Source organism: Roseburia sp. AM16-25, from assembly GCF_003473825.1.
Classification (GTDB): Bacteria; Bacillota; Clostridia; order Lachnospirales; family Lachnospiraceae; genus Pararoseburia; species Pararoseburia lenta.
Map to the genome: position 1 here is coordinate 115,498 of NZ_QUCW01000002.1, position 25,938 is coordinate 141,435.

Consider the following 25,938-nt stretch of genomic DNA (forward strand, 5'->3'; position numbering starts at 1 on the left):
AAATATGAAGAAAAACATACGAAAAGTGACAGCAGTGCTTTTGGGCTTGCTGGGAACAATTCTTGCCATTTATGTAGGCGGTTACTGGTTGTTCATCCGTCCGGTGCGTTTCCTTTATGTTGGATTTATGGCAGGAACATTGACAAAGAAATCCCTATTGATCTGCATTATCAAGATATTTCTTGCATCTACGGCAGGCGGAGGTATCTGGTGTATCTTTGATATCATAGCAGGTCATTTTCGTGACGAGTAGGAAAAGGTAAAAATTGCATAAAATATAAGAACAGTCATGTCACATATAGGACATGGCTGTTCTTTTTCTTACTATTTGAAGTGAAAATTATTCGTCCACACTGTAGTTTGGTGCTTCTTTTGTGATGTGAATGTCATGCGGATGGCTTTCCTTTAAGGAAGCAGCAGAAATCTTGACAAATTTTGCTCTTTCCTGAAGTTCCGGGATGGTAGGACATCCATTGTAACCCATACCAGAACGGATACCACCAACGAGCTGGAAGATCATGTCTTCCAAAGATCCCTTGTAAGCAACACGTCCTTCCACACCTTCCGGTACTAACTTCTTAGCACCTTCCTGGAAGTAACGGTCTTTACTTCCGTTTTCCATAGCAGCGATGGAACCCATACCACGGTAAACCTTGTATTTTCTTCCCTGGAATAACTCGAAAGTACCAGGAGCCTCGTCACAACCTGCAAACATGCTACCCATCATACATACGTTACCACCGGCAGCAAGTGCCTTTGTGATATCCCCGGAATACTTGATACCACCATCAGCGATAACCGGGATACCATATTCTTTGGCAACGGCATAGCAGTCCATGATCGCAGTGATCTGTGGAACACCAATTCCGGCAACAATACGGGTCGTACAGATAGATCCAGGTCCGATACCAACCTTGACAGCGTCGGCACCGGCTTCGATCAATGCTCTTGCAGCATCACCGGTAGCGATGTTACCTGCGATAACCTGAAGATCCGGATAAGCAGCCTTAACTTTCTTAACAGCCTCAATGATGTTCTTAGAATGACCATGAGCAGAATCCATAACGATAACATCAACATGGGCATTTACAAGAGCCTCAACACGTTCCATCATGTTTCCAGTGATACCAACACCGGCACCACAGAGCAGGCGACCCTGGTCATCCTTTGCAGACAATGGGTACTTAATCTGCTTTTCAATATCCTTGATTGTAATCAGACCACGGAGATTGAAGTCATCATCCACGATTGGTAACTTCTCTTTGCGTGCCTTTGCAAGAATTGCTTTTGCTTCATCTAAGGTAATACCGACTTTGGCAGTAATCAGACCGTCTTCCTTAGAAGTCATAGATTCTTTAATCTTTTTAGAAAAATCAGTTTCAAACTTGAGATCACGGTTGGTGATGATACCGACTAACTTGGTTCCCTCGGTGATCGGTACACCGGAAATACGGAACTTAGCCATCAGTTCGTCAGCATCTTTTAAGGTATGTTCCGGTGAAAGATAAAATGGATCTGTGATAACGCCGTTCTCAGAACGCTTTACCTTATCTACTTCTTCAGCCTGTGCTTCGATTGACATGTTCTTGTGAATGATACCGATACCACCCTGACGAGCCATGGCAATCGCCATCTTGGATTCGGTAACCGTATCCATTGCTGCACTCATCATAGGAATGTTTAACTTGATTTTTTTGGTCAGATTGGTAGTCAGATCAATCATATTAGGGGTAACCTCAGAATACTGAGGGACTAATAATACATCGTCAAAAGTAATGCCTTCGCCAATAATTGTACCCATTGTGTGTTTTCCTCTCTTTCTTTTCACTCGTATTTCATATTTTAGCAGGTTCGGCAAGACAACCAAGCCCTACTTTAATATGATATTTTAACAAAATAGCAGAGGATAGGCAAGTAGAACAAAAGGTTTCTTTTTCGTACAAAGTGTGCTATGCTCAATCCAAATGATTTTTTAAGAAAGGAAACTACATATTATTATGGAATACCGACCGTGTATCGACATACACAATGGCAAGGTGAAACAGATCGTTGGAGCTTCTTTGCAGGATGAGGGCGATCAGGCAAATGAGAATTTTGTATCTAAGCGGGATGCTGATTTTTTTGCAGACTTTTACGCAAAGGATGGATTGAAAGGCGGGCATGTGATCATGCTGAACAAGTCGGACAGTCCCTACTATGAGGCAACCAGACAACAGGCACTCTTGGCACTCCATACTTACCCGGGAGGCATGCAGATCGGTGGAGGCATTACAGCGGACAATGCGGCATATTTTTTGGCGGAAGGAGCCAGTCATGTGATCGTGACGTCCTATGTCTTTTCTGATGGCAAGGTCAATTACCAGAATTTAGGCAGATTGGTGGAGGCGGTTGGCAAGGAACATATCGTCTTAGATCTTTCTGCACGCAGGGCAGATGACGATTATTTCATTGTGACAGATCGTTGGCAGCATTTTACCAAGGAAAAGATCACGACAGAGTTACTGGATCGGCTTTCTTCCTATTGTGATGAGTTTTTGATCCATGCGGCGGATGTCGAGGGCAAGTGCCAGGGGATCGAGGAAGATCTGGTTCGTCTTTTGGGAGACTGGGGCAAGATCCCGATCACTTATGCGGGAGGTATTTCTGATTATCAGGACATTACACACATCAAGGAGATCGGTGACGGCAGGATCAATATCACGATCGGTTCGGCACTGGATCTTTTTGGCGGCAATCTCAATTATGAGACCGTACTAAAATATGTGCAGGATGTATAGAAAAGAGGAGTGCTGAGGGGAAGCAAATGGCGACAGTATTGCAACTAAAAGATTTTACAAAATCTTATGATGGACAAAAGCCGGCAGTGGATCATGTGTCACTTGAGGTAGAGGAAGGAGAGATCTTTGGCTTTATCGGGCACAATGGCGCCGGCAAATCTACAACGATCAAGTCGATTGTTGGCATCTTATCCTCCCATAATGGAGAAATCTATATTGATGGGAAAACACTTTGGGAAGCCAAGAAAGAATGCCAGAAAAAGATGGCATATATCCCGGATAATCCCGATCTGTATGAATATATGACTGGGATTTCTTATATCAACTTTATCGCAGATATTTATGAAGTGCCGACGGATGTGCGGACAGAACGTATCGAGAAGATCGCGGATGCCTTTGAAATCAAGGAAGCCTTGGGAGATCTGATATCTTCCTATTCCCATGGTATGAAGCAAAAGGTAGCCCTGATCAGTGCCTTTGTACACCAGCCCAGGTTATTGGTCTTAGATGAACCTTTTGTGGGCTTGGATCCCAAGGCATCTGCGGTATTAAAGCAAGAGATGCGCGCCTTGTGTGCACAGGGAAGTGCTATCTTCTTTTCGACCCATGTGTTGGAAGTGGCAGAAAAGTTGTGTGACAAGGTCGCCATGATCGATCATGGGCATATCGTTGTGAGTGGAAGTGTAGAGGAACTGACTAGGGAGGCTTCCTTGGAGGAGGTCTTTTTGGAACAGTTAGAACTCGCGAAAGCGCAGGTGGAAAGCCATGCGTAGTTTGGCACTTTTGGTGAAATTACAGTTGGATGGGATCTTTCGTTTTAGCGAATTCCGTTATGCAAAAAGCGGCAAAGCAAAAATCGCTTTCTTTTTGCGAAGTCTGGTGCCACTGCTTTTGGCATTTGTTCTGTATGGTGTCTGCTATTATCTGGGACAGACTTTGTCAAAGGGCGGGCTTGCAGGAGCCTTGCCGGTCTTAGGCTATCTGCTGGGAAGCCTTCTCACGCTGATCTTTACTATGATCAAGATCAACGAACTCTTAGCCGGTGATGATAATGCCCTATTTCTTTTATCCTTGCCCATCAGTACCTTTTGGCATGTGTTTTTGATCTTTTTACGATTGTATGTAGTATGTACCATACTGGTTCTTTTGAGCAATATTCCTTTTTTACAGGCATATCTGATGGCAGTTTCTGTAGATGGGGGCTTTTTGGGACGTTGGATCGTGGGGCTATGTTTTACCTGTCTGCCGATCACCGGGATCGCATCTCTGGCGGGTATTTTCCTGGCACTTATCCTTTGTTCCGTCAAAAACAGCAACTTACTGCATTCGATGATCATGCTGGCAGTGCTTTTTGTCATGGGACTTCTGGTGGGAAATTCCATAGGAAATGTATCCAATGCGGTGTCGATGCATAAAGATCAGTCTGAGATCATCCGGGCAATCTGTGCCAACTACTCCTTTGGCAGGATGTATCAAAATGGTGTTGTGGAAAATAACGGAGCCTTTTTCTTCCTGTTTTTGGTAGCCTCCTCCGTCTGGTTTTTATTCTTCTTTTTATTTATGCTGGTCGCCTATCAGGAAATCGTGCTGGCACTGCGCGCGCCAAAAGTATATAAAACGTTTTCTTATGGCACACAGGAGGCAAAAACCAAGCATCGGGCTTTGGAAGAAAGACTATGGAGTCAGTGGATCCATTCGCGGTCTTATATGGTAAGTACGTTGATCGGCCCCATGTATGCGCTTATGTCGAGTGCGTTTTGCCTGTTGAGGGCGCAGGAGATCAGGCAATTTTTATATGCTGACTGTGACAGAGGGCGTGTTGACCTTGTGATCCTTTGTCTACTGTTGGCACTGCTCGGTATGGGAAGCAGTAGTTACTGCGGATTTTCCATGGAGGGAAAGCGGCATTGGATCATGGAATCTATGCCTATGGAGGAGAAAGATATGGAGGGACTGCTGGTCAAGAGAAACCTTTTTATCACCATTCCGGTTGCGGTCGTATCTTGTATTTTCCTGGGAATAGCGTTTTCTTTTGGCATATTAGAAAGTCTTAGTTTTCTCCTATGCAGCCTTGCTTACTGTTTGCTAACAGCCTTTTATGGTGCTAAGATAGATAAAAAATTTGCAGATTATTCTATGCTATCGGAGAATCAGATCTTACGGCAGAGCACATCCTTTTTCTTGGGATGGCTGCCCGGTGTGGCAATACCGCTTCTTCTTGCGGTGGGGCTTGGAATCGGTCTTTGAGCAGGTCTGTTAGAAAAAGAAGAGAAAGGAACGTCATATGAAATTTACAAAAATGCATGGATGTGGCAATGACTATGTGTATGTAGATTGCACAAAGGAAGTCATTCCCAATATTTCAGAAACCGCCATTCGAGTGAGTGACCGTCATTTTGGCATTGGTTCGGATGGGCTGATTCTGATAAAAGCGTCTGATGTGGCAGACTTTGAAATGGATATGTATAATGCAGATGGCTCCCGTGGGAAAATGTGTGGAAACGGCATTCGCTGTGTTGCAAAATATGTCTATGACCATGGTCTGACAGACAAGACGACGATCACGGTCAACACCCTTTCCGGCATCAAGACATTGAAACTGACGGTAGAAGATGGCAAGGTCAGTAAGGTGCGTGTCGATATGGGAGAGCCGGAACTCATTCCGGCGCAGGTTCCCGTCAAAGCATCTGTCCTTGGCTTGGCGGACGATCGAAGGGAAGCGATCGTGGCGGAGCCATTAGAGATCAAGGGCAGGTCTTATGATATTACCTGCGTATCTATGGGAAATCCGCACTGCATCACCTTTATCGGGGAGGATGTCAGAGATTTTCCGCTGGAGGCAGTGGGAACGGTCTTTGAAAAACATGAACTTTTCCCGGAGCGGGTCAACACCGAATTTATCAATGTGATCGACAAGGATCATTTGCGTATGCGCGTGTGGGAACGCGGTTCCGGCGAAACGCTTGCCTGCGGTACAGGAGCCTGTGCTGTGGCAGTTGCGTCCTATCTTAACGGGTTCACAGGACGGAGTGTAGATATCGAACTTCTGGGCGGACATCTGGAGGTCGTCTATGACGAAAAGACCAACCATGTCTTTATGACAGGTCCGGCAACCGAGGTTTTTTCCGGGGAAATCGATTTATAGGAGTATAGAACTTGACAGCAAAAGTAACTTGTGAATGGACATAAAAGGAGAATGAAGATGTACAAGATCAATACGAATTATCAAAAATTACCAGGAAGTTATTTGTTCAGCAATATTGCAAAGAAAGTCAATGCCTTTACAGAGGCACATCCGGAGGCAGACATCATCCGTCTGGGTATCGGGGATGTGACCCAGCCGATCGCGCCGGCTATGATCGAGGCCATGCATAAGGCAGTGGATGAGATGGGAGATGCCAAGACCTTCCACGGCTATGCACCGGATTTAGGTTATGCTTTCCTGCGGGATGCCATCGTGGCACATGATTATCAGGCAAGAGGATGCGATATCTCTGCGGATGAGATTTTTGTATCCGATGGAGCCAAGAGTGATTCCGGTAATATTCAGGAGATTTTTTCTGTGGACAACCGTATCGCTGTCTGTGATCCTGTTTACCCGGTTTATGTTGATTCTAACGTTATGGCAGGAAGAACAGGTGTATACGATGCAAATACACAGATGTGGAGCAACGTGATCTATATGCCATGTACGGCAGAAAATAATTTCGTACCGGAATTTCCAAAGGAGAACCCGGATATCATTTACCTGTGTCTGCCAAACAATCCGACAGGAACAACCCTGACCAAGGATCAGTTGCAGGAATGGGTTGATTATGCAAACCGTATTGGCGCTATTATCATTTACGATGCTGCTTATGAAGCATATATTTCCGAGAGCAATGTGGCACATACCATCTATGAATGTCAGGGAGCAAAGACCTGTGCGATCGAGATCCGCAGTTTTTCAAAGAATGCAGGATTTACCGGCGTTCGTCTTGGCTTTACGGTCGTACCAAAGGATCTGGTATGTGACGGCGTTTCTTTGAACGGCATGTGGGCAAGACGTCATGGAACCAAGTTCAACGGCGCACCTTACATCATCCAGCGTGCAGGCGAGGCTGTATATTCTGATGCCGGACAGGCACAGATCAAAGAACAGGTCGGCTATTACATGAACAATGCCAAGACCATCTACACCGGACTCAAGGATGCCGGTTACGAAGTCTATGGCGGCATCAATGCACCTTATATCTGGTTAAAGACACCGGAGAATATGACCTCGTGGGATTTCTTTGACTTCTTACTGGAGAAGGCAAATGTGGTAGGAACACCGGGAAGCGGATTTGGACCAAGCGGAGAAGGTTACTTTAGACTGACAGCCTTTGGCAGTTATGAAAACTCTGTGCGCGCACTGGAACGTATCAAAAATCTATGAATACATTAACTTTAAAAAATCTTGTGGTCTATATAGAAAAAGAAAAATTCACACCACAGAATTATGAAAGACAAATGGCGTATTTGCAGGAAAATACGCCATTTTTTCAAAAGGTGGTCTTTTTGGAACCGGAGAATGCGGCAGGACTCTTTGATCTTTCGGATATGGCGGCGACCATCTGCCTGACGACTTCGCCGGATATGGCAAAGCAGATGCAGGGGTTGGGGATCGCTGTGCTTGGATTTCAGGCAGAGGAAGATGAAATGATGCAGGCAAACTATGTGGTGCTCAGCCTGGAACAGGTGACCTATCAGGATTTTGTCCGGGTCTTTGAAAGGTATCACGGGATCCCCTGGCAGATCTTAGAGACGAAAAGATGCCGTCTACGCGAATTCTGCATGGATGATCTGGACGACCTTTTTGCCTTATATGCCAAGCCGCATGTGACCGATTTTATTGAACCTTTGTATGAGTATGAGCAGGAAAGGCTGTATGAGGAGACTTATATCGAGCGTATTTATGGTTTTTATGGATTTGGTATGTGGCTGGTTTTTGAAAAAGACTCCGGCAAACTCATCGGGCGTGCAGGCCTGGAGTACCGGGAACCTTGTCGGGAAGGGGAGGCAGAACTGGGCTATCTGATCACACCGGAGCACTGGCGAAAAGGCTATGCCACGGAAGTCTGTCAGGCGATCCTTTCCTATGCAAAAGACGAACTCGGCATGGAGCGGATCATCAGCCATGTGGACGAAAGAAACTTGGCATCGCGGCAATTTTTGGGAAAAATGGGATTTCAGGGAAAACAAATGCCGGACGAATGGATCTATTCTTATAATTTGTAAAGGAATCCCGCGAGATTTGTTGCTTTTTTGGAGAATTTTAACTATAATCAAAGGTAAAATTTGTGCTACTTTTTGGTTTTGCTCGTGGAGAGTATCAGAAACAGAAAGGGGAGATGACGAATGGCAGATTTCACTGTAGAACAACTAGAACAGATGGAACAGAGTATCGACCGGGAACGCAAGGGCATTATCGCCACTGCGGATTTTGTTGAGCCGGAAGAACTGCATCGTGAACTGATCGAGCGCATCCGTAAGTATCACCCGAACACGGACATTACCATGATCGAAAAGGCATATCACATTGCCTATACAGCGCATGAGGGGCAGTGCCGTAAGTCGGGCGAGCCTTATATCATCCATCCGCTTTGCGTTGCCATCATCTTGGCAGATCTGGAAATGGATAAGGAGACGATCGTTGCCGGACTTTTGCATGATGTGGTAGAAGATACCGTTATGACGATCGAGGAGATCTCAGCAGAGTTTTCCGATGAAGTAGCGCTTTTGGTAGATGGTGTTACCAAGCTGGGACAGTTGTCCTATGATGCGGACAAGGTAGAAGTGCAGGCAGAAAATCTCCGCAAGATGTTTCTTGCCATGGCAAAGGATATCCGTGTTATTTTGATCAAACTGGCGGATCGTTTGCACAATATGCGTACCCTTAAATATATGACACCGGAGAAGCAGAAGGAAAAGGCGAGAGAGACCATGGAAATCTATGCGCCTTTGGCACAGCGTCTTGGTATTTCCAAGATCAAGATCGAACTGGACGACCTGTCGCTCAAATATCTGGAGCCGGAAGCCTACTATGATCTGGTGGAAAAGGTGGCACTGCGCAAGCAGGAGCGGGAGGCTTATATTGACGGTCTGGTTGCCGAGGTGTCACAGCACATGAAGGGGGCTGGTATCGAGGCTGACATCGAGGGACGTGCCAAGCATTTCTTTAGCATTTACCGCAAGATGGTCAACCAGCACAAGACGATCGATCAGATCTATGATCTTTTTGCCATCCGTATTATCGTTGAGACGGTCAAGGATTGTTATGCGGCACTTGGTGTCATCCATGAGATGTATACGCCGATCCCGGGGCGTTTCAAGGATTATATTGCTATGCCAAAGCCAAATATGTACCAGTCATTGCACACGACTCTGATCGGACCGACAGGTACACCGTTTGAAATACAGATCCGTACCTATGATATGCACAGGACTTCCGAATATGGTATTGCTGCGCATTGGAAATATAAGGAGAGTGGCGAGGGTGCCACGATCAACAAAGAAGAAGAAAAGTTGAGTTGGCTGCGCCAGATCTTGGAGTGGCAGAGAGACATGTCGGACAACAAGGAGTTCATGAGCCTGCTGAAAAGTGATCTCAACCTCTTTTCGGATATGGTATTTTGCTTTACGCCATCCGGTGATGTCAAGAATCTGCCGAACGGCTCCACACCGATCGACTTTGCCTACAGCATCCATTCAGCGGTCGGTAACAGGATGGTGGGCGCCAAAGTCAATGGCAAGTTGGTGCCGATCGATTATGTGATCCAGAATGGAGACCGTATCGAGGTGCTGACTTCCCAGAATTCTAGAGGACCGAGCCGGGATTGGCTAAATGTTGTCAAGAGTACACAGGCAAAGAACAAGATCAATCAGTGGTTCCGCAATGAGTTTAAGGAAGAAAATATCATCAAGGGCAAGGAACTCATGATGGCTTCTGCCAAGGCAAAGGGGATCAATTATTCCGATATCAACCGACCGGAATATCAGGAAAAGATCATCCGCAAGTATGGTTTCCATTGCTGGGATGACTGTCTTGCAGCCGTAGGGCATGGCGGCTTGAAAGAGGGACAGCTTGTCAACCGTATGTATGAAGCATACAAGAAGGATCATCCGATTTTGATCACGGATGAGGATATCTTGGCAGAGAATAACCAGCCGGAGGACAACACACCTGCGGCAAAGGAAAAACAAAAGGAACACAAGTCCAAGAGCGGTATTACCGTCAAGGGGCTTTATGATGTTTCTGTCCGTTTCTCTAAGTGCTGCACACCGGTGCCGGGGGATGAGATCGTTGGATTCGTGACGCGTGGACGAGGCGTTTCCATCCACCGTACGGATTGCATCAATGTGCTCAATCTGCCGGATAGTGAAAGAGAACGCCTGATCGAAGCAGAGTGGCAGCCGGATGCCATTGAACAGCGTTCCGGTGAAGTTTATCAGACAGAGATCCATATTTACGGCAACAATAGAACCGGGCTTTTGGTAGATGTTTCCAAAGTATTTACAGAGCGTGATATAGATATCAAGTCTATCTTTTCTAAGACCAGTAAGCAGGGCATTGCGACGATCGTGGTCAATTTTGGAACCAAGAGCAAGAACGAATTGCGTAGTCTGATCGAAAAGTTAAAGCAGATCGACTCTGTGATCGATGTGGAAAGGACGACAGGCTAGATGGGAGAAAGCATATGAGTGACAGACAGATTGTGCATCTGGTGGTAGGACCGGTGCAGACCAATTGTTATCTTGTGATGAACCAAAAGACAAAAGAGACGATTATTGTGGATCCGGGCGCGGAGGCTGACCGTATTGTATCTGCATTGACAAAGATGCAGGCAAAGCCGGTGGCCATTCTCTTAACCCATGGACATTTTGACCATGCCGGGGCGGCAGCAAGTTTGGCAGAAAAGTACGGCCTTTTGGTCTATGCCCATGAAAAGGAGGCAGAGACTTTGGCCGATAGCCGCATCAATTTGTCAGGACCTATGGCTGGCGGTGCCGTGACTTATCATGCAGATATCTTTTTAAAGGACGAGCAGGAGATCGACCTTGCAGGATTCCATATCCGGGTTCTGTTTACGCCGGGACATACACCGGGCGGATGTTGTTACTATTTTCCGAGAGAGGATATTGTCTTTTCCGGGGATTCTCTTTTTTGCGGTTCCATCGGACGCACGGATTTTCCGGGCGGAAGTGCGAGGCTTCTTGTAGAATCTGTGCGAAACAAACTCATGACGCTTCCTGAGAATACCATTGTCTATCCGGGGCATGATGTGGAAACCAGCATTGAACAGGAGCGGATGTACAATCCATTTCTCTAAGAAAGTGAAGAGATAAATGATTACAGTAAAATTAAATGAAGCAAATTTTGAATACGATATCTACTCTTTGATCAAAGCCTTCTATCCACAGGAAGAAATTCTTGTGGATACGAATCCAAAGGCAGATCAGGAGAAGGTATCGTTTTCTTTTGTCGTGACCTATGCCATGGAGCAGATCACCATCACATGGAAGATAAAGGATGCTGAAACGACGAGAAGATGCGACGTTTGTTATCAGGATAGAAAAGATACCAAAAACAGACTGAAGCGCTTACTATATGAAATATTGCAGGAGATTTCAGGACGCGAACTGCCGTGGGGAACGCTGACAGGAATCCGACCGACGAAGATCCCACTGCGGATGCTGGAAGAGGGGGCCGATGAGACGGCAATTCGTACTTATATGAAAGATACCTATCTGATCTCCGAGGAAAAGGAGACGCTATGCACGGAAATTGCCAAGAAAGAGCATAGATTGTTAGCACCGGTGGATTATGAAAATGGATACAGTCTTTATATTGGGATCCCATTTTGCCCGAGTACCTGTCTTTACTGTTCCTTTACCTCCTATCCGATCGGAATCTGGAAAAAGCGTGTGGATGCGTATTTAGAGGCTCTTTTTAAAGAGATTGATTTTGTCGCAGAGCATTGTAAAGACAAGGTCTTAGATACCATCTATATTGGTGGCGGCACACCGACAAGTCTTAGTGCCGACCAGTTAGATCGGCTTCTGACCAAGATCGAAGAAAGCCTGGATTTATCTGATCTTTTAGAGTTTACTGTGGAAGCGGGAAGACCTGACAGTATCACCCGGGATAAATTGGAAGCCCTGCATCGACACGGAATCGGTCGTATTTCCATCAATCCGCAGACCATGAACCAAAAGACCTTGGATCTGATCGGAAGACACCATACGGTCGAGCAGGTGATAGACAGTTTTCATTTGGCAAGAGAGGTGGGATTTGCGACCATCAATATGGATCTGATCGTGGGATTGCCGGGAGAACATATGGAGGATGTGGAACATACCATGTCTGTGATAAAGGAACTGGATCCGGACAATCTGACCGTACATTCACTGGCGATCAAGAGGTCTGCAAGGCTGAATCTGGAATGGGATAAATATCAGGACCTTCACATGGAAAATTCTGAGAAGCATATGGCGCTTGCACACCGGACGGCGCAGGCACTGGGCATGGAACCTTATTATCTCTACCGCCAGAAGAATATGACCGGAAATCTGGAAAACATTGGCTTTGCCAAGGAAGGCAAGGCTGGACTTTACAATATACTCATCATGGAGGAGAAGCAGTCGATCGTGGCGCTTGGGGCAGGAGCAGCCTGCAAATGTGTGAGTGACCATGGACTGACAGTGACAAGGTGTGAGAATGTCAAGGATGTTGGACTCTATATTGAAAGAATTGATGAGATGATTGAGAGAAAGCGGGAACTTTTTTCAGAAAGATGAATGTCTTTTTTCACAGGCTCTGAAGCAGATCATTGTGCCCACTTATGAAAATGTGCTGGCGGTTTTCATCGCCCAATGCCAGAAGGATCTTCCGGCATTGGGCGAAGTCTTTGAAATGCGCAATGGTAAAGAAAATCGAGACCATTGCAGTGTCTTACATGCCGTGGAAAATAATCAAGAATTGCCTTGAACGAGATTGTATTTTGCGTATAATAAAAGGGAGACTTTGTGCTGAAGAAAAATGTAAGACTACCATGTATGGAGCGAAGATCATAGAAATGAGAAACAAAAAAGATGAGAAAAGATTTGAAGCCTCAGAGAATGTCGGGCTACAGCAATTTCATATTCTTGGAGCAGCCGGATGCATTGGAAATACGCTTGGATTTTTAGGTAATGTCATCATATACGGATGGACGGTTCCGTCGATTCTCTGTGCGGTCTGCGGCAGATCATGATGCCTTGACGGGACTTTACAACCGCAGATATCTCAACCATTACATGGAAAAGATCATGGGAGCAGCGCATGCGGATTTTTATACAGCACTTATGGATCTTGATTTCTTCAAAAAGATCAACGATAAATACGGTCACCTTTTTGGAGATGAAGTGCTGATTGGATTTGCGGATATTATGAACCGTTACCTGCCGGACGATGGTATTTCGGTACGTTTTGGCGGGGAAGAGTTCCTTCTGGTTCTACCGCAAATGACGGAGGAGCAGGTGCGCGATCTACTGGAAAAGATGCGTCAGGATTACAAGGCCTTTGGCAGACAAAAGTGTGGAGAAGACTTTACTTTCAGTTGCGGTATAGAGCGTTATGTAGCGGATATGGAGATTACAGCCTTGTTCAGTCGCGCAGATGACAAGTTATATCAGGCCAAGCAAAAAGGAAGAGACTGTGTGGTGTGATTTTGCGTCCTTCTGCAATTTGTAAAACGATCAAGTTGCTTCTTAAAAGAATACGGATTATAATGAAATGAAAATGTAAATACTGGAGGAAATGAAATGGCTTTAAGTAAGAAACCGGTCAATGGTATGAAAGATATTTTGCCAAGAGAGATGGAAATCCGTGATTACGTGACCAATGTGATCAAGACGACCTATCGTGAGTTTGGATTTACACCGATCGAGACACCTTGTATGGAGAATATCGCAAACCTGAGCAACAAGCAGGGCGGCGAAAATGAAAAACTGATTTTTAAGGTGTTAAAAAGAGGCGAAAAATTGCATTTGGACACTGCAAAGGAAGAAAACGATGTGGTGGACTTTGGTATGCGTTATGATCTTACTGTGCCACTTTGCAGATTCTATTCTAATAATGCCAATGATCTGCCAAGTCCTTTTAAGGCATTGCAGATCGGTAATGTATGGCGTGCAGACCGCCCACAGAGAGGCAGATATCGCCAGTTTACCCAGTGCGATATTGATATTTTAGGCGAGCCGTCCAATATGGCAGAGATCGAATTGATCCTTGCTACGACCACGACACTGGGGCGTCTTGGATTTTCCGGCTTTGAGATCCGTATCAATGAACGTCGTATCTTAAAGGCTATGGCTGCCTACAGTGGTTTTGAAGAAAAAGATTACGACAGTATTTTTATCACACTGGATAAGATGGACAAGATCGGCATCGAGGGCGTTTTGGCAGAACTTCTGGAAAATGGTTATGCAAAGGAAAGCGTCGATAAGTATCTTGGACTTTTTTATGCATTGGCAGACAAGAAAAACGTGGCTGAGGGCGTAGGATTTTTACAGGAGACCCTGGGTGGATATTTAGATGAAGAAATCTCCGGAAATCTGCGTGAGATCGCCCAGACGGTTGAGGCGGCTAAGGCTGCGGATTTTGCTTTGGTATTTGATCCGACTCTTGTGCGTGGTATGAGTTATTATACGGGAACCATCTTTGAGATCGCAATCCCGGAATTTGGCGGATCTTGTGGCGGCGGTGGTCGTTACGATGAAATGATCGGCAAGTTTACAGGACAGAATGTACCGGCTTGCGGATTTTCCATTGGATTTGAGCGTATCATCTTACTTTTGATGGAGCAGGGATTTGAGATTCCGGAGCGTCCAAAGAAAGTGGCTTATCTGGTAGAAAAGAAGTATCCGGCAGAGAAACTGACGGAGGTCTTAAAGCAGGCAAAAGAAGCCAGAGAAAACGGACAACAGGTACAGGTCGTTCGTATGAACAAGAACAAAAAGTTCCAAAAAGAACAATTACAAAAAGAAGGCTACGAAGAATTCGTAGAATTTTTCAATAGAGACTAAGGCAGGAGGATAAAAAACATGGCAGAGTCTATGCAGGGGCTTCACAGAAGTCACCGTTGTACAGAAGTAAATAACACTATGATCGGCGAGGAAGTTACGCTGATGGGATGGGTGCAGAAAAGAAGAAATTTAGGAAGTCTGATCTTCGTTGATTTAAGAGACCGCAGTGGTATGATGCAGGTAGTCTTTGATGAGCCTGTGATCGGAAGCGAAGGATTTTCCAAGGCAGGAACTTTGCGTAGCGAGTATGTGGTTGCTATCGTCGGCAAGGTACAGAAGCGTTCCGCAGCCGTCAATGAGAACTTAAAAACAGGAGATATCGAGGTGTTCGCAACGCAGCTCCGCGTGCTTTCTGAGGCACAGACACCGCCATTCCCGATCGAAGCCGGTATCCAGACCAAGGAAGAATTACGTTTGAAATATCGTTATCTGGATCTGCGTCGCCCGGATCTGCAAAAGAATCTGATGATGCGGAGCCGTGTTATGGGCGTGATCCGTTCTTTCTTACAGGATGAAGGATTTTTAGAGATCGAGACACCGATCTTACAGAAATCCACACCGGAAGGAGCCAGAGATTACCTGGTACCGTCTCGTGTGCATCCGGGCAGTTTTTATGCATTGCCACAGTCACCACAGTTATTTAAGCAGTTGTTGATGTGCTCTGGGTATGATCGTTATTTCCAGATTGCAAAGTGCTTCCGTGATGAAGACCTGCGTGCAGACCGTCAGCCGGAATTTACCCAGGTGGATATGGAGATGTCTTTTGTAGATATGGAAGACGTCTTAGATGTTAATGAGCGTCTGATCGCCCGCGTATTCAAGGAGACACTTGACGTAGAAGTACCACTTCCGCTCAAGCGCATGACTTGGCAGGAGGCTATGGATCGTTTTGGATCTGACAAGCCGGATGTCCGTTTTGGCATGGAACTGGTAGATGTATCAGAGGTTGTTGCCGGATGCGGTTTTGGCGTATTTACCGGTGCTTTGGAAAATGGCGGAAGTGTCCGTGGTATCAATGTCAAAGGTCAGGCAGCAATGTCCCGCAAAAAGATTGACAAGTTAGTAGATCATGCTAAGGGTTGTGGTGCCAAGGGTCTGGCATATCTTTCTATCAACGAAGATGGCACTTACAAGTCATCCTTTGCCAAGTTTATGACAGAAGAAGAACTTGCCGCTTTGGTATCTGCTATGGATGGCCAGCCGGGAGATCTGCTTTTGTTTGCAGCAGACCGCAATAAGATCGTATGGGAAGTTTTAGGTTCCTTGCGTTTACAGTTAGGAAAAGAGTTTAATCTCTATGATCCAAATGAATTTGCTTTCCTTTGGGTTGTGGATTTTCCACAGTTTGAGTGGTCAGATGATCAGAACCGTTTTGTTGCCATGCATCATCCGTTTACCATGCCTTATGAGGAAGATCTGGACAAACTTACCAGTGATCCGGGTGCTGTCCGTGCAAAGGCATATGATATCGTATTAAACGGTTGTGAACTTGGTGGTGGTAGTATCCGTATCTATCAGAGCGATGTGCAGGAAAAAATGTTCAATGCACTTGGCTTTACCAATGAAGAAGCACATGAGAGATTTGGATTCTTACTGGATGCCTTCTCTTATGGTGTACCGCCACATGCAGGACTGGCATTTGGATTGGATCGTATGATCATGTTGATGATGCATGCGGATTCTATCCGTGATGTGATTGCTTTCCCGAAGGTCAAGGATGCATCCTGTCTGATGACAGAGGCTCCGACACCGGTTGATCAGGCACAGTTAGATGAGTTGGGACTTGCGTTAGAAAACACAGAAGAATAATCAGGTACTAGAAAGGGTAGGGGTATAAATTATGGCAAAGAAACCAAAGAAAGCAATTGCACTTACACCGGAACAGACCGCCAGATCAAATAAATTAGGGGTGATGATCTACGGTATGTCTTTCCTTGGCTGGCTGCTGATCATGCTGATCACGCACACCATGTCTGCGCCGGGCATGGTAGTTATGCTGGTATGTTTTATATTGGCATCTTTCTGGGGATTGTGTAAGGGAAGCGAAGAAAATACGCATATCAAGATGTCAGTCATGTATCTGATTCCTTATATTGTTGTGACATTCACATCAGCAGCCAAAATATATCCGATTGTATTTATAACGGTGTATGCTTTGATTGTGTATCAGAATGTCCGTCTGGTGTCTTGCGGTACTACTGCAACAGTCATCATCAATCTGGTAAGTATTGGATATCGATCTGTACAGGGACAGATGACAGGGGAAGATGCAACCATAGAGTTGATCTCTACTATGCTGTTTGGCTTCTTTAGTATGTACACGGTACTTCGTATCTACAATGCAACCAAGGATAATATGGATCAGATCCAGAAGCAGACCAATGAAGCCATCGAGGTGGCAAATCAGGTGGGACAGATCTCACAGGACATTCTGGATAATTTCCATGTGATCACGGATGGCATGCATGACATCACAGAGCAGGCAAATGAAAATAAGGGTGCACTTAGTGATATTTCCTCAGCATCTTCTGTCAATAGTCAGGAGATGAACCATCAGTCCGAACTGACACAAAATATTTACGCTATCGTACAAGAGACACAGGCAAGTGCAGAACGTGTCCAGCAGAATGCGGAAGAAGTGTATGAAAAAGTCAGCGAAGGTGCTGTCCTTTCAGAGGATATGCGCACGCAGGCACAGGCAGTATCGGGAGATATCGAAGCGACCAATCAGATCATTACCGATCTGGTAGCACAGATCCAGGGCGTTTCCAGCATCACGGATGCTATTCTTTCCATTTCCAGCCAGACCAACCTCTTAGCCCTCAATGCGTCGATCGAGGCAGCCAGAGCAGGCGAGGCAGGCAAGGGATTTGCCGTAGTAGCCGATGAGATCCGTACGTTGGCAGAGCAGACCAAGAACTCTACGGAAGAGATTACACAGATTATGAACCAGTTGATCTCTGTGGCAAATCAATCTGTAGAAAAGATGAATCACTGCGTAGAGGGGATTCAGTTACAGAATACCAAGATTGCGGATGTCAACAGCAGTTTTGAACAGACCAAGGATAATGTCGGTAAGTTAAAGACTATGGTGGATGGTATCATTGATGGTGTCAATGAGGTGTCCAATAACACAGCCAAGATCGTTGACAGTGTAGTGAGTGTTTCTGAAAATACCAATCGTGTTTCTGAACTATCCGGAAACGGTGTAGATGGTGCTGTCATGATTTACGACACCATTCAGGATTTCTCCGATACGATTGGCAGATTGCATGGAAAAGTAGAAAAATTACAGGATACGATCTCAAACGAACAGTAATACATAAAAAGCCCGGGTGCAAACAGCATCCGGGCTTTTGGGTATGAGCATATATTAGCGGACTAAGACATCTATGATCTCGCCGATATACATGGTGTGCATATCGCCATCCGCATACCACTTGTCTGCGATGGTCGGATCAATGAACTGATCGGCTGTTATGCGGGTCGCAGATAATTTTTTACAGAGGATGACAAATTTGGCTTCGTCTAAAAACGGAGTGCCTGTCATGTGGTTGATATGCAGACGTGCTCCGGCGATCTTATCCTCATTGTGACCAGAAACCTTGCCCAGGTAATTCAGTGTGCTGTGCATATGATCATCTTCAAAGAAATTGATAGAAAATGTATCGCTTGCATCGATCAGTTCCTTTGTGTAACGGGAATCACGGATATAGATGGTGGCTACGTTTTTTCCCCACATGACACCGACACCGCCCCAACTAACAGTCATGGCATTGGCTTTGCCGTCTGCCTCTGCGGTCACGGCTGCCCATTCGCTACCGATCTTTTGAAAAGGATTAAATTCTAACATATTCATAGGATATGGTTGAAATGTATGCATAATGTACTCCCTTCGTATCTTTCTTATTTTTACCATTATATTATTTTTGAAAAAGGCTTTCAAGAACCATTACCTGTGGGGAATGAAAAAATATACAAAAAAGCCTAAGAAAAATGCAGGATAATTATAGACTGTATTCTTGACAAGCCTTGTAAAGAGGAAGATAATAAGAAAAACAGAGAAATTTTGCAGGATTTCATCTGCGATTATGCAATATATGGAGGAAGAAATCATGGAAATTAGATTTGAAGAACGTAAGCAGTTAAAGGAAAAGCCAGATCAGAAACATCTTGGATTTGGTAAGTACATGACAGACTATATGTTTATCATGGACTGGGACAAGGATCAGGGATGGCACGATGCTAGAATCGTACCACAGGGACCGATCGAATTGGATCCGGCATGTGTGACACTGCACTATGCACAGGAGACATTTGAAGGCTTGAAGGCATATCGTACCGCTGAGGGCAAGATCCAGTTGTTCCGTCCGGAAATGAACGCAAGACGTATGATCAATTCCAACGCAAGACTTTGTATGCCGGCATTCCCAGAGGACATGTTTGTAGAAGCAGTCAGAGCACTGGTAAAGCAGGAAGCAGATTGGGTTCCATCTGAGCCGGATACTTCTCTTTACATCCGTCCGTTTATGTTTGCTACAGAAGCAGCGCTTGGTGTGCATATGGCATCTTCTTACAAGTTTATGATCATTTGTTGCCCGGTTGGAGCATACTATGCAACAGGACTTGATCCGGTTAAGATTCTGGTTGAGGATGAATTGGTTCGTGCCGTAAAGGGTGGTACCGGATTTACCAAGTGTGGCGGTAACTATGCAGGATCTATCTTAGGACAGGTTAAGGCTGAGAAGATGGGCTATGCACAGGTACTCTGGCTTGATGGTGAGCATCGTAAATATGTAGAAGAAGTTGGTACTATGAATATCATGTTCAAGATCGCCGGCGAGATCTACACTGCACCGATCGAGGGAACCGTACTTCCGGGTGTTACCAGAGATTCCATGATCCATTTGCTTCGTGATTGGGGATACAAGGTCAACGAGACACGTCTTTCTGTAGACGATCTGATGAAGGCAGGGCATGACGGTACTTTGGAAGAAGTATTTGGTACCGGTACAGCAGCTGTTATCTCACCGGTTGGAGAACTTCGTTACAAGGATGATGTTGTTGTCATCAACGATGCCAAGACAGGCGAATTAACACAGAAATTATACGATACTTTGACCGGCATCCAGTGGGGCAAGATCGAAGATCCTTACGGATGGACACAGGTTGTAGAATAAGATCGCAGAATAGGATAAATGAAGGGCTCGATCAGACAGGATCTGATCGGGCTTTTTTATTTTTGGGTCGCTGGAGGAAGCCTGCATATAATGGGCTTGACGTGGGTAAGGATAATACGATAATATTTAATTGGATAACTAGGATTTAAGATGAAAGAGGAGTATTTATGTTTGATAAGGTTTATGGTTATGTCAAAAAATGGGTGACGGAATTGTGTCACATTTTAGAGTTGATCGCAGCGATATTTGTTTTTATTGCGGTCGTGATCGCGCTGATCGCGCTGATCCCACATGTGGGTGAATTGTGGGAGAACCGTTCAACGGCTGGGGCAATGCTGGAGTTTTTAGAACAGGTATTTCTGGTCGTGATCGGTGTTGAATTTTTGAAAATGTTATGCAGGCCGACCGCAGATAATGTCTTGGAGACGATCATCTTTTTAGTGGCACGTCATATGATCGTTGTCACGACGACAACACCGCTGGATGATCTGATATCTACCATCAGTATTGTCCTCTTATGCTTTGTGCGAAGATATTTAAAGGAACATCGGATGAAGGACAAGATGCGGGAAGAAGATTGGCGCAGATTAGAGGAGTCAGATGAATCAGGAACTGCTGAATGAATTAAGACAGATCAGCGATGAAGAACAGGGCTATCTTAAGGGACAGGTCGATGTGGATCGCGGAATCTATATGGAGCCGGAGACCCATATGGTCGATTACAAGCGGCTGATCGAGAGTGGTAAGACCATAGAGATCCGTACCCATACCCGCTTTGTGCATTTTCCGGCGCACACACACAATTATGTGGAACTCATCTATATGTGTTCCGGACAGACCACGCATATCGTCAATGGTGATCGGATCGAGTTAAAGACCGGTGAAATGCTTTTTTTAAACCAGAACGCCACGCAGGAGATCTATCCGGCAGGCGAGGATGATATTGCTGTCAACTTTATCATCTTACCGGCTTTTTTTGACTATGCCCTCTCTATGATGGGCGAGGAGGACAACCTGATCCGTAAGTTTGTTCTGGAATGTTTAAAGAGTAAGGATGCGGATGTCTCCTATCTGCACTTTCAGGTATCAGGGGTGCTGCCCATCCAGAATCTCATGGAGAATCTGATCTGGACCATACATAACAAACAGCCCAACAAGCGGAGCATCAACCAGGCGACCATGGGCTTGCTGCTACTGCAACTGATGAATTATACCGACTTGGTCAGTGTTGGTAAAGACAATAAAAATCAGGAACTCTTGATGTCGGTATATCGTTATATCGAGGAGCATTACAAGGATGGTGAATTATCCGAACTGGCGCAGATGCTCCATTATGATGTGTATTGGCTGAGCCGCGCCATTCATTCCTTTACCGGTGCGACTTATACCGAGTTGGTGCAGCAAAAGCGTATGCGTCAGGCGGCATATCTGCTGGAAACATCCGGGCTGACCGTGGCGGATATCGCGGTGGCGGTAGGCTATGAAAATGTTTCTTATTTTCATCGGTTGTTTCAAAAGACCTATGGTATTTCGCCGCGCAAATACCGGACCGCAAAGCGGACAGATAAAGAAGAAAAGAATTTAGGATAGAGCATGGAAATCAAAGAATTATTGACAGAGATCACACAAACAGAAGAGGTAAGATCCATTTTGAGCAATCTGCGCAGTCAGATCAAGGAGGATAAAAAGGCGGCAGAGACCTATGTAGATGCAGCCTTTATCGGACGCTTAGGGGACTTGCTTTCCCATGCGGATGCTAAGACCAGAAAGAATGCAGCCCTTTTGCTGGGAGATCTTTCTGACCGGGTACAGGCACTGGAAATGGCAGGTCAGGTCACACAGGCACTCTGGGCGGCTTATGAAAGGGAAGATACCAAGTTTGTTCTGGCTTCTTATATCAAGGGACTTTCGGCTTACGACTGTGGAGAGATCTTGGAAAGCCTGCAGGCAGAGAGAAAGCGGCTGGGCGCAGAAGAGATTTGGGAAGAAGACAAAAAACATATGCGTCTTTTGCTGGAGCAGATGGATCTTTTGCTGGAGGCATACCAGGAGAAGGAAAACTACCGGTATCAGGGTATCCACAAGAAACACGCTCTGATCCTTACAACGGATCCTTATATGAGGGAGGCACTCCTGGCACAGGTGCAGGATCTGGGCTATGCGGATGCGAGGATGGTAGGGCGTGGGGTACGCCTGCTCACAGACTCCCTGGATAAATTGAGCCAGATCCGCATCTATCGGGAAATGCTCTTTGTCATTCGATTTCGCGGTCAGACCCTTGCGGCAGAAGAAAATCTGGCGCAGGCGATCGTACTTTCCGAACTTCTTCCCCTTTTGGAGGAGGTCTATGGCAAAAAGAAAAAATACCCGTTTGCCCTGCGGATGCAGATGGACGCTGACAGCAAGACGACCAAGCGACTTGCCTATGCTATAGAGGAAGGCAGTCAGGGAAGACTTGCTAACCGCCCAAAAGATGCGGTCATCGAACTTTTGCCGAGGCAAAAGAAAGATGGGACTTATGTGGTCTATGCCAGAGTCTTAGGACAGGCGGACAGACGTTTTATTTATCGAGAGCATGCCTTGCCGACCTCTATGGCGCCAGTCGTGGCGGCAGAGATGGTGGAGTTGGTCCGTCCATATTTAAAAGAAGAAGCACATGTGATCGACCCTTTCTGCGGTCTTGGCACACTTTTGATCGAACGTATGCAGGCGGGAAGAACGCGTGATGTCTATGGCATTGACAGTTTTGGAGAAGCCATTTTTTATGGCAGACAGGATGCCGAGAAGGCAAAAAAGAACATTTATTTTATCAATCGAGATTATTTTGATTTTACTTCATCGTATCTGATGGAGGAGGTGATCACAGAATTCCCACGCATGGAGCATAAGGAGCGGGAAGAAGTCGATCAATTTTATCGTAGATTTTTTGACAAGACCGGTGAGATCACGGCAGATCAGGCGATGGTATTTGCCCTTTCAACCGAGGAAGGGATCTTGAAAAAACAATTACGTCTGCATGAGGAGTTTCAACTGGTACGCCAGATTCCTATGCGTGGACGTGAGCAGATCTACATTTTGAAAAAAAGAGGGTAGGGTATGTATACAGATCATGAGGGACAGGAACAAGACTTACAAAAGAAAGATGTCATGAATTGTCTGGATCAGGAACAGATGCAGGCAATGCAGGATCAGTTTTGTCAGACACAGGGTGTCTATTGCGTATGCGTCAGCAGAAACATGCGCCGGCTGACATCTTTTTCTGGTACAAAGGAAGAGCAGAACTTTATTGACCGCGTGTTTCCGGTGGCAACGCAGCGAAATCTGATCGCCAGTTTTTCGGATGTAGGGGGAGAAGATGTGATCGCGGTCGAATCCAGTATGCCATGTGTGCAGTTGCGTGGAATCGCCATCCGTGACGAGGATGGCAGATTTGACGGTGCGTGGGTACTGGTTGCTATCGACGCGGAATGCATCAGACCGGAGGATCAGGTGCCGCAGATCATGCGTAAAACAACGACAAAAGCCTTTGATGCGGCGGTGGCACTTTTGGATGTGCTGACAAAAAATTATTTTTCCAGCAAGATCCATCTGGCTGCGCAGGCAGAGGAGATCGCCCAGTTAGAAGCAAACGAAAAGCACATGGAGTATCTTTTGCAAAAGACAGAGGTGCTGACCGAGATCTTAAAGATGATGGAATCGGATGTCACTTTTGCACAGATCATGGAAGATATATTGGAGCGCGTGGGAACTTATATGCATCTGTCCAATGGCAGTCTTTTGAAATTGCAGGTGGACGAAGAACATGTAGAGATGATCTGTGAATGGGCAGATAAGCCGGAACATGAGCATATGCGGACTTACGGCAGCCTGCCGCTGGCAGAAGTACCTTTTATGACAGGACGCCCGTACACGATCTCGTCAGAGACGATTATGCCAAAGCCATTTTTAGACTATTTTACCAGGTATGAGATCCGCTGTGGCGTATTTCTGCCTTTGAATGTCAATGGCAAATGCAGTATGTATCTGTGCTTTACCATGATGGAGGAAGACCGTAAATGGAGCGTAGAAGACCTGCGCTTTTTAAATGACGTCAAGCGCATTACGCAGACGATCTTAGTTAAACGGATCACAAAAAATTCATTGGCAAGTTCCTATGCGGCACTGGATGCGATCTTAGAAAATGCCGGCTGCGGCATCAGCGTCAATGACTTAAAGACCGGACAGATCCTATATGCCAATGATGCCTTTAAGGAAATGAGCATGACAGAGCAAGACCGAATCGAACTGGAGAAAGTGCTGACCATTTCCCCGGATGGCATGGAAGGCATTCATGAGTATCGGGTGGCAGGCAGTGACAAGTGGCTGGAGATCACGTTTTCAAAGATCGGCTGGGTGGACGGCAAAGAGGTGCGTCTGGCAACGATCTATGATATTTCCAAGACCAAACGCTATCAGGAACGTATTGAGCATCAGGCAAATGAAGATTATCTGACAGGCCTTTACAACCGTATGCGTTTTGAGGAGGATCTGACAAAAGAGATCCATGCGACCGTGCGCAGTGGTGGAGAGAGTGCCATCCTTTATATCGATCTGGATGACTTTAACCATATCAATGACGGGCTGGGGCATCATGTGGGTGACCTGCTCTTACAGAATGTGGCAGATGCTCTGGGACATATGGATGGTGTGGCAGGTCACTGCTATCGTTTGGGCGGCGACGAGTTTGCAGTGATCGTGACAACCCGTCATATCGAACAGAGGGATGCGATGATCCGAAATATACAGAATCTGTTTTCAAGACCATGGCTCTTACAGGGGACAGAGTATTACTGCACCATGAGTATGGGCGTTGTGCGTATCCCGAAGGATGGGATCGATCTGTCCTTACTTTTACAGAGAGCGGATATTGCCCTGCACTGGGCAAAAAGTCAGGGAAAGAACCGTGTCGAGTATTACAACAACAACCAGTGCACCAGTTCTGTGGAACGTCTGGATATGGAAAAATGCATGCGTGAGGCGGTAGAACAGGGCTGCAAAGAGTTTGAAGTCTACTACCAGCCTCTCATTGACATTAGCAAGCCGGAGCGTCCGTGCTGTGGGGCGGAGGCTCTGGTGCGTTGGAATTCACCGAAACTCGGCTTTGTGATGCCATCGGAATTTATCGCTTTGGCAGAGTATCTGGGACTGATCAATGAGATCGGCTATCATGTCCTGATCGAAGCCTGCAAGCGCTGCAAATACTGGAATGATTTCGGACATCCGGAGTATAAGGTAAATGTCAATCTTTCCGTCATTCAACTGTTACAGAATGACATTATTGATACGATAAAAAATGCACTGACAGAGACAGAAGTTCAGCCTTCTAATCTGACACTTGAGGTGACGGAAGGGCTTGCTATCAATGATATGAAACGCATGCAGGAGGTCTTAGGAGAGATTAAGAAACTGGGTGTGCGCGTTGCGTTAGACGATTTCGGAACAGGTTATTCTTCGCTGAATCACATCCGTAGTATGCCGATCGATGTGATCAAGATCGACAAGTGCTTTGTTGAGGATGTGGGAGAGGATGTCTTTTCGGAGGCTTTTGTCAAATCTGTTTCCCAACTGGCTGATGCTTTGCATATGCATGTCTGCGTTGAAGGTGTCGAGGACAAGAATCAGTGTGATGCCTTAAAGGATATGAATGTGGATCTGATACAGGGCTATCTGTTTGACAAGCCGCTTAGTGTAGATGATTTTGAACAGAAATATTTATATTGATAATGAAAAAAGGAATCCGAAAAGGATTCCTTTTTTGATGCAGGAGATGGGACTTGAACCCACACGATATTGCTACCACAGGCACCTGAAGCCTGCGCGTCTGCCAATTCCGCCACTCCTGCGCGCAAGTAGTA

22 protein-coding genes and 1 tRNA gene are annotated in these 25,938 nt (G+C 45.8%); 20 read left to right on the forward strand and 3 right to left on the reverse strand.

Annotated elements, in window-relative coordinates:
- Window positions 1–4: 4 nt before the first annotated feature.
- Window positions 5–253 (forward strand): hypothetical protein, encoded by a 249-nt coding sequence (locus tag DW183_RS04430; RefSeq protein WP_118280813.1) that lies wholly within the window; start codon window positions 5–7, stop codon window positions 251–253.
- Window positions 254–340: 87 nt separating this feature from the next.
- Here DW183_RS04430 and guaB read toward each other — a convergent pair whose 3' ends face one another.
- Window positions 341–1,801: an IMP dehydrogenase gene (gene guaB, locus DW183_RS04435; protein WP_118280814.1), complete on the reverse strand. Its 1,461-nt coding sequence runs from the start codon at window positions 1,799–1,801 to the stop codon at window positions 341–343.
- Between the two features lie 196 nt (window positions 1,802–1,997).
- Here guaB and hisA point away from each other — a divergent pair, with 196 nt between their 5' ends.
- The 14 genes from hisA (at window position 1,998) to DW183_RS04505 (ending at window position 18,183) form a co-directional block, all read left to right on the forward strand.
- Window positions 1,998–2,777 (forward strand): phosphoribosylformimino-5-aminoimidazole carboxamide ribotide isomerase, encoded by a 780-nt coding sequence (gene hisA / locus DW183_RS04440; RefSeq protein ID WP_118280815.1) that lies wholly within the window; start codon window positions 1,998–2,000, stop codon window positions 2,775–2,777.
- Window positions 2,778–2,803: 26 nt separating this feature from the next.
- The gene (locus DW183_RS04445) at window positions 2,804–3,550 is read left to right on the forward strand and encodes an ABC transporter ATP-binding protein (protein WP_118280816.1); all 747 of its coding nucleotides are present in this window, start codon (window positions 2,804–2,806) and stop codon (window positions 3,548–3,550) included.
- On the forward strand, window positions 3,543–5,024 hold the full coding sequence (locus DW183_RS04450; RefSeq protein WP_118280817.1) for a hypothetical protein: 1,482 nt from the start codon (window positions 3,543–3,545) through the stop codon (window positions 5,022–5,024). Before DW183_RS04445 ends, DW183_RS04450 begins: the two co-directional genes overlap by 8 nt.
- Before the next feature lie 37 nt (window positions 5,025–5,061).
- Entirely contained in the window at window positions 5,062–5,922 is an 861-nt protein-coding gene (dapF, locus tag DW183_RS04455) for a diaminopimelate epimerase (RefSeq protein WP_118280818.1), read from the forward strand.
- A 57-nt stretch (window positions 5,923–5,979) separates the two neighbouring features.
- The gene (locus DW183_RS04460; protein WP_118280819.1) at window positions 5,980–7,194 is read left to right on the forward strand and encodes an LL-diaminopimelate aminotransferase; all 1,215 of its coding nucleotides are present in this window, start codon (window positions 5,980–5,982) and stop codon (window positions 7,192–7,194) included.
- A complete protein-coding gene (locus DW183_RS04465) occupies window positions 7,191–8,036 on the forward strand; it encodes a GNAT family N-acetyltransferase (RefSeq protein WP_118280820.1) in 846 nt (281 codons plus the stop codon). The genes DW183_RS04460 and DW183_RS04465 overlap by 4 nt, the downstream gene beginning before the upstream one ends.
- A gap of 153 nt (window positions 8,037–8,189) precedes the next feature.
- Window positions 8,190–10,481: a RelA/SpoT family protein gene (locus DW183_RS04470; RefSeq protein ID WP_442969791.1), complete on the forward strand. Its 2,292-nt coding sequence runs from the start codon at window positions 8,190–8,192 to the stop codon at window positions 10,479–10,481.
- A 14-nt stretch (window positions 10,482–10,495) separates the two neighbouring features.
- On the forward strand, window positions 10,496–11,128 hold the full coding sequence (locus tag DW183_RS04475; protein WP_118280822.1) for an MBL fold metallo-hydrolase: 633 nt from the start codon (window positions 10,496–10,498) through the stop codon (window positions 11,126–11,128).
- Between the two features lie 16 nt (window positions 11,129–11,144).
- The gene (gene hemZ, locus DW183_RS04480; RefSeq protein ID WP_118280823.1) at window positions 11,145–12,596 is read left to right on the forward strand and encodes a coproporphyrinogen dehydrogenase HemZ; all 1,452 of its coding nucleotides are present in this window, start codon (window positions 11,145–11,147) and stop codon (window positions 12,594–12,596) included.
- 34 nt (window positions 12,597–12,630) lie between these two features.
- Window positions 12,631–12,786: a hypothetical protein gene (locus DW183_RS12420; protein ID WP_158573016.1), complete on the forward strand. Its 156-nt coding sequence runs from the start codon at window positions 12,631–12,633 to the stop codon at window positions 12,784–12,786.
- 203 nt (window positions 12,787–12,989) lie between these two features.
- On the forward strand, window positions 12,990–13,505 hold the full coding sequence (locus tag DW183_RS04490) for a GGDEF domain-containing protein (RefSeq protein WP_118280825.1): 516 nt from the start codon (window positions 12,990–12,992) through the stop codon (window positions 13,503–13,505).
- A 96-nt stretch (window positions 13,506–13,601) separates the two neighbouring features.
- Window positions 13,602–14,864 carry a histidine--tRNA ligase gene (gene hisS, locus DW183_RS04495; protein ID WP_118280826.1) on the forward strand — a complete coding sequence of 421 codons (1,263 nt, stop codon included), beginning with the start codon at window positions 13,602–13,604 and terminating at the stop codon, window positions 14,862–14,864.
- A gap of 18 nt (window positions 14,865–14,882) precedes the next feature.
- Complete coding sequence (aspS, locus tag DW183_RS04500; protein WP_118280827.1) at window positions 14,883–16,673, forward strand: aspartate--tRNA ligase; 1,791 nt, start codon at window positions 14,883–14,885, stop codon at window positions 16,671–16,673.
- Window positions 16,674–16,704: 31 nt separating this feature from the next.
- Entirely contained in the window at window positions 16,705–18,183 is a 1,479-nt protein-coding gene (locus DW183_RS04505; protein ID WP_118280828.1) for a methyl-accepting chemotaxis protein, read from the forward strand.
- A 54-nt stretch (window positions 18,184–18,237) separates the two neighbouring features.
- On the opposite strand, the gene DW183_RS04510 is transcribed toward DW183_RS04505, so the two are convergent.
- Window positions 18,238–18,747: a flavin reductase family protein gene (locus tag DW183_RS04510; protein WP_118280829.1), complete on the reverse strand. Its 510-nt coding sequence runs from the start codon at window positions 18,745–18,747 to the stop codon at window positions 18,238–18,240.
- A gap of 232 nt (window positions 18,748–18,979) precedes the next feature.
- On the opposite strand from DW183_RS04510, the gene DW183_RS04515 reads away from it, so the two are divergent.
- The 5 genes from DW183_RS04515 to DW183_RS04535 all read left to right on the forward strand — a co-directional run bounded on the left by DW183_RS04515 (window position 18,980) and on the right by DW183_RS04535 (window position 25,804).
- Window positions 18,980–20,044 (forward strand): branched-chain amino acid aminotransferase, encoded by a 1,065-nt coding sequence (locus tag DW183_RS04515; protein WP_118280830.1) that lies wholly within the window; start codon window positions 18,980–18,982, stop codon window positions 20,042–20,044.
- Window positions 20,045–20,211: 167 nt separating this feature from the next.
- Complete coding sequence (locus DW183_RS04520) at window positions 20,212–20,667, forward strand: hypothetical protein (protein ID WP_118280831.1); 456 nt, start codon at window positions 20,212–20,214, stop codon at window positions 20,665–20,667.
- Window positions 20,645–21,634 carry an AraC family transcriptional regulator gene (locus tag DW183_RS04525; RefSeq protein ID WP_118280832.1) on the forward strand — a complete coding sequence of 330 codons (990 nt, stop codon included), beginning with the start codon at window positions 20,645–20,647 and terminating at the stop codon, window positions 21,632–21,634. The genes DW183_RS04520 and DW183_RS04525 overlap by 23 nt, the downstream gene beginning before the upstream one ends.
- Window positions 21,635–21,637: 3 nt before the next feature.
- On the forward strand, window positions 21,638–23,137 hold the full coding sequence (locus DW183_RS04530; protein WP_118280833.1) for a hypothetical protein: 1,500 nt from the start codon (window positions 21,638–21,640) through the stop codon (window positions 23,135–23,137).
- 3 nt (window positions 23,138–23,140) lie between these two features.
- Window positions 23,141–25,804, forward strand: a complete 2,664-nt coding sequence (locus tag DW183_RS04535) for a putative bifunctional diguanylate cyclase/phosphodiesterase (protein WP_243069513.1) — start codon at window positions 23,141–23,143, stop codon at window positions 25,802–25,804.
- Between the two features lie 38 nt (window positions 25,805–25,842).
- Here DW183_RS04535 and DW183_RS04540 read toward each other — a convergent pair.
- A tRNA-Leu gene (locus DW183_RS04540) sits at window positions 25,843–25,926 on the reverse strand.
- Window positions 25,927–25,938 lie beyond the last annotated feature (12 nt).

Coding starts and splice junctions, on each gene's coding strand:
- DW183_RS04430 (WP_118280813.1), top strand. CDS start 5: ATGAAGAAAAACATACGAAAAGTGACAGCAGTGCTTTTGGGCTTGCTG.
- guaB (WP_118280814.1), bottom strand. CDS start 1,801: ATGGGTACAATTATTGGCGAAGGCATTACTTTTGACGATGTATTATTA.
- hisA (WP_118280815.1), top strand. CDS start 1,998: ATGGAATACCGACCGTGTATCGACATACACAATGGCAAGGTGAAACAG.
- DW183_RS04445 (WP_118280816.1), top strand. CDS start 2,804: ATGGCGACAGTATTGCAACTAAAAGATTTTACAAAATCTTATGATGGA.
- DW183_RS04450 (WP_118280817.1), top strand. CDS start 3,543: ATGCGTAGTTTGGCACTTTTGGTGAAATTACAGTTGGATGGGATCTTT.
- dapF (WP_118280818.1), top strand. CDS start 5,062: ATGAAATTTACAAAAATGCATGGATGTGGCAATGACTATGTGTATGTA.
- DW183_RS04460 (WP_118280819.1), top strand. CDS start 5,980: ATGTACAAGATCAATACGAATTATCAAAAATTACCAGGAAGTTATTTG.
- DW183_RS04465 (WP_118280820.1), top strand. CDS start 7,191: ATGAATACATTAACTTTAAAAAATCTTGTGGTCTATATAGAAAAAGAA.
- DW183_RS04470 (WP_442969791.1), top strand. CDS start 8,190: ATGGAACAGAGTATCGACCGGGAACGCAAGGGCATTATCGCCACTGCG.
- DW183_RS04475 (WP_118280822.1), top strand. CDS start 10,496: ATGAGTGACAGACAGATTGTGCATCTGGTGGTAGGACCGGTGCAGACC.
- hemZ (WP_118280823.1), top strand. CDS start 11,145: ATGATTACAGTAAAATTAAATGAAGCAAATTTTGAATACGATATCTAC.
- DW183_RS04490 (WP_118280825.1), top strand. CDS start 12,990: ATGTCATCATATACGGATGGACGGTTCCGTCGATTCTCTGTGCGGTCT.
- hisS (WP_118280826.1), top strand. CDS start 13,602: ATGGCTTTAAGTAAGAAACCGGTCAATGGTATGAAAGATATTTTGCCA.
- aspS (WP_118280827.1), top strand. CDS start 14,883: ATGGCAGAGTCTATGCAGGGGCTTCACAGAAGTCACCGTTGTACAGAA.
- DW183_RS04505 (WP_118280828.1), top strand. CDS start 16,705: ATGGCAAAGAAACCAAAGAAAGCAATTGCACTTACACCGGAACAGACC.
- DW183_RS04510 (WP_118280829.1), bottom strand. CDS start 18,747: ATGCATACATTTCAACCATATCCTATGAATATGTTAGAATTTAATCCT.
- DW183_RS04515 (WP_118280830.1), top strand. CDS start 18,980: ATGGAAATTAGATTTGAAGAACGTAAGCAGTTAAAGGAAAAGCCAGAT.
- DW183_RS04520 (WP_118280831.1), top strand. CDS start 20,212: ATGTTTGATAAGGTTTATGGTTATGTCAAAAAATGGGTGACGGAATTG.
- DW183_RS04525 (WP_118280832.1), top strand. CDS start 20,645: ATGAATCAGGAACTGCTGAATGAATTAAGACAGATCAGCGATGAAGAA.
- DW183_RS04530 (WP_118280833.1), top strand. CDS start 21,638: ATGGAAATCAAAGAATTATTGACAGAGATCACACAAACAGAAGAGGTA.
- DW183_RS04535 (WP_243069513.1), top strand. CDS start 23,141: ATGTATACAGATCATGAGGGACAGGAACAAGACTTACAAAAGAAAGAT.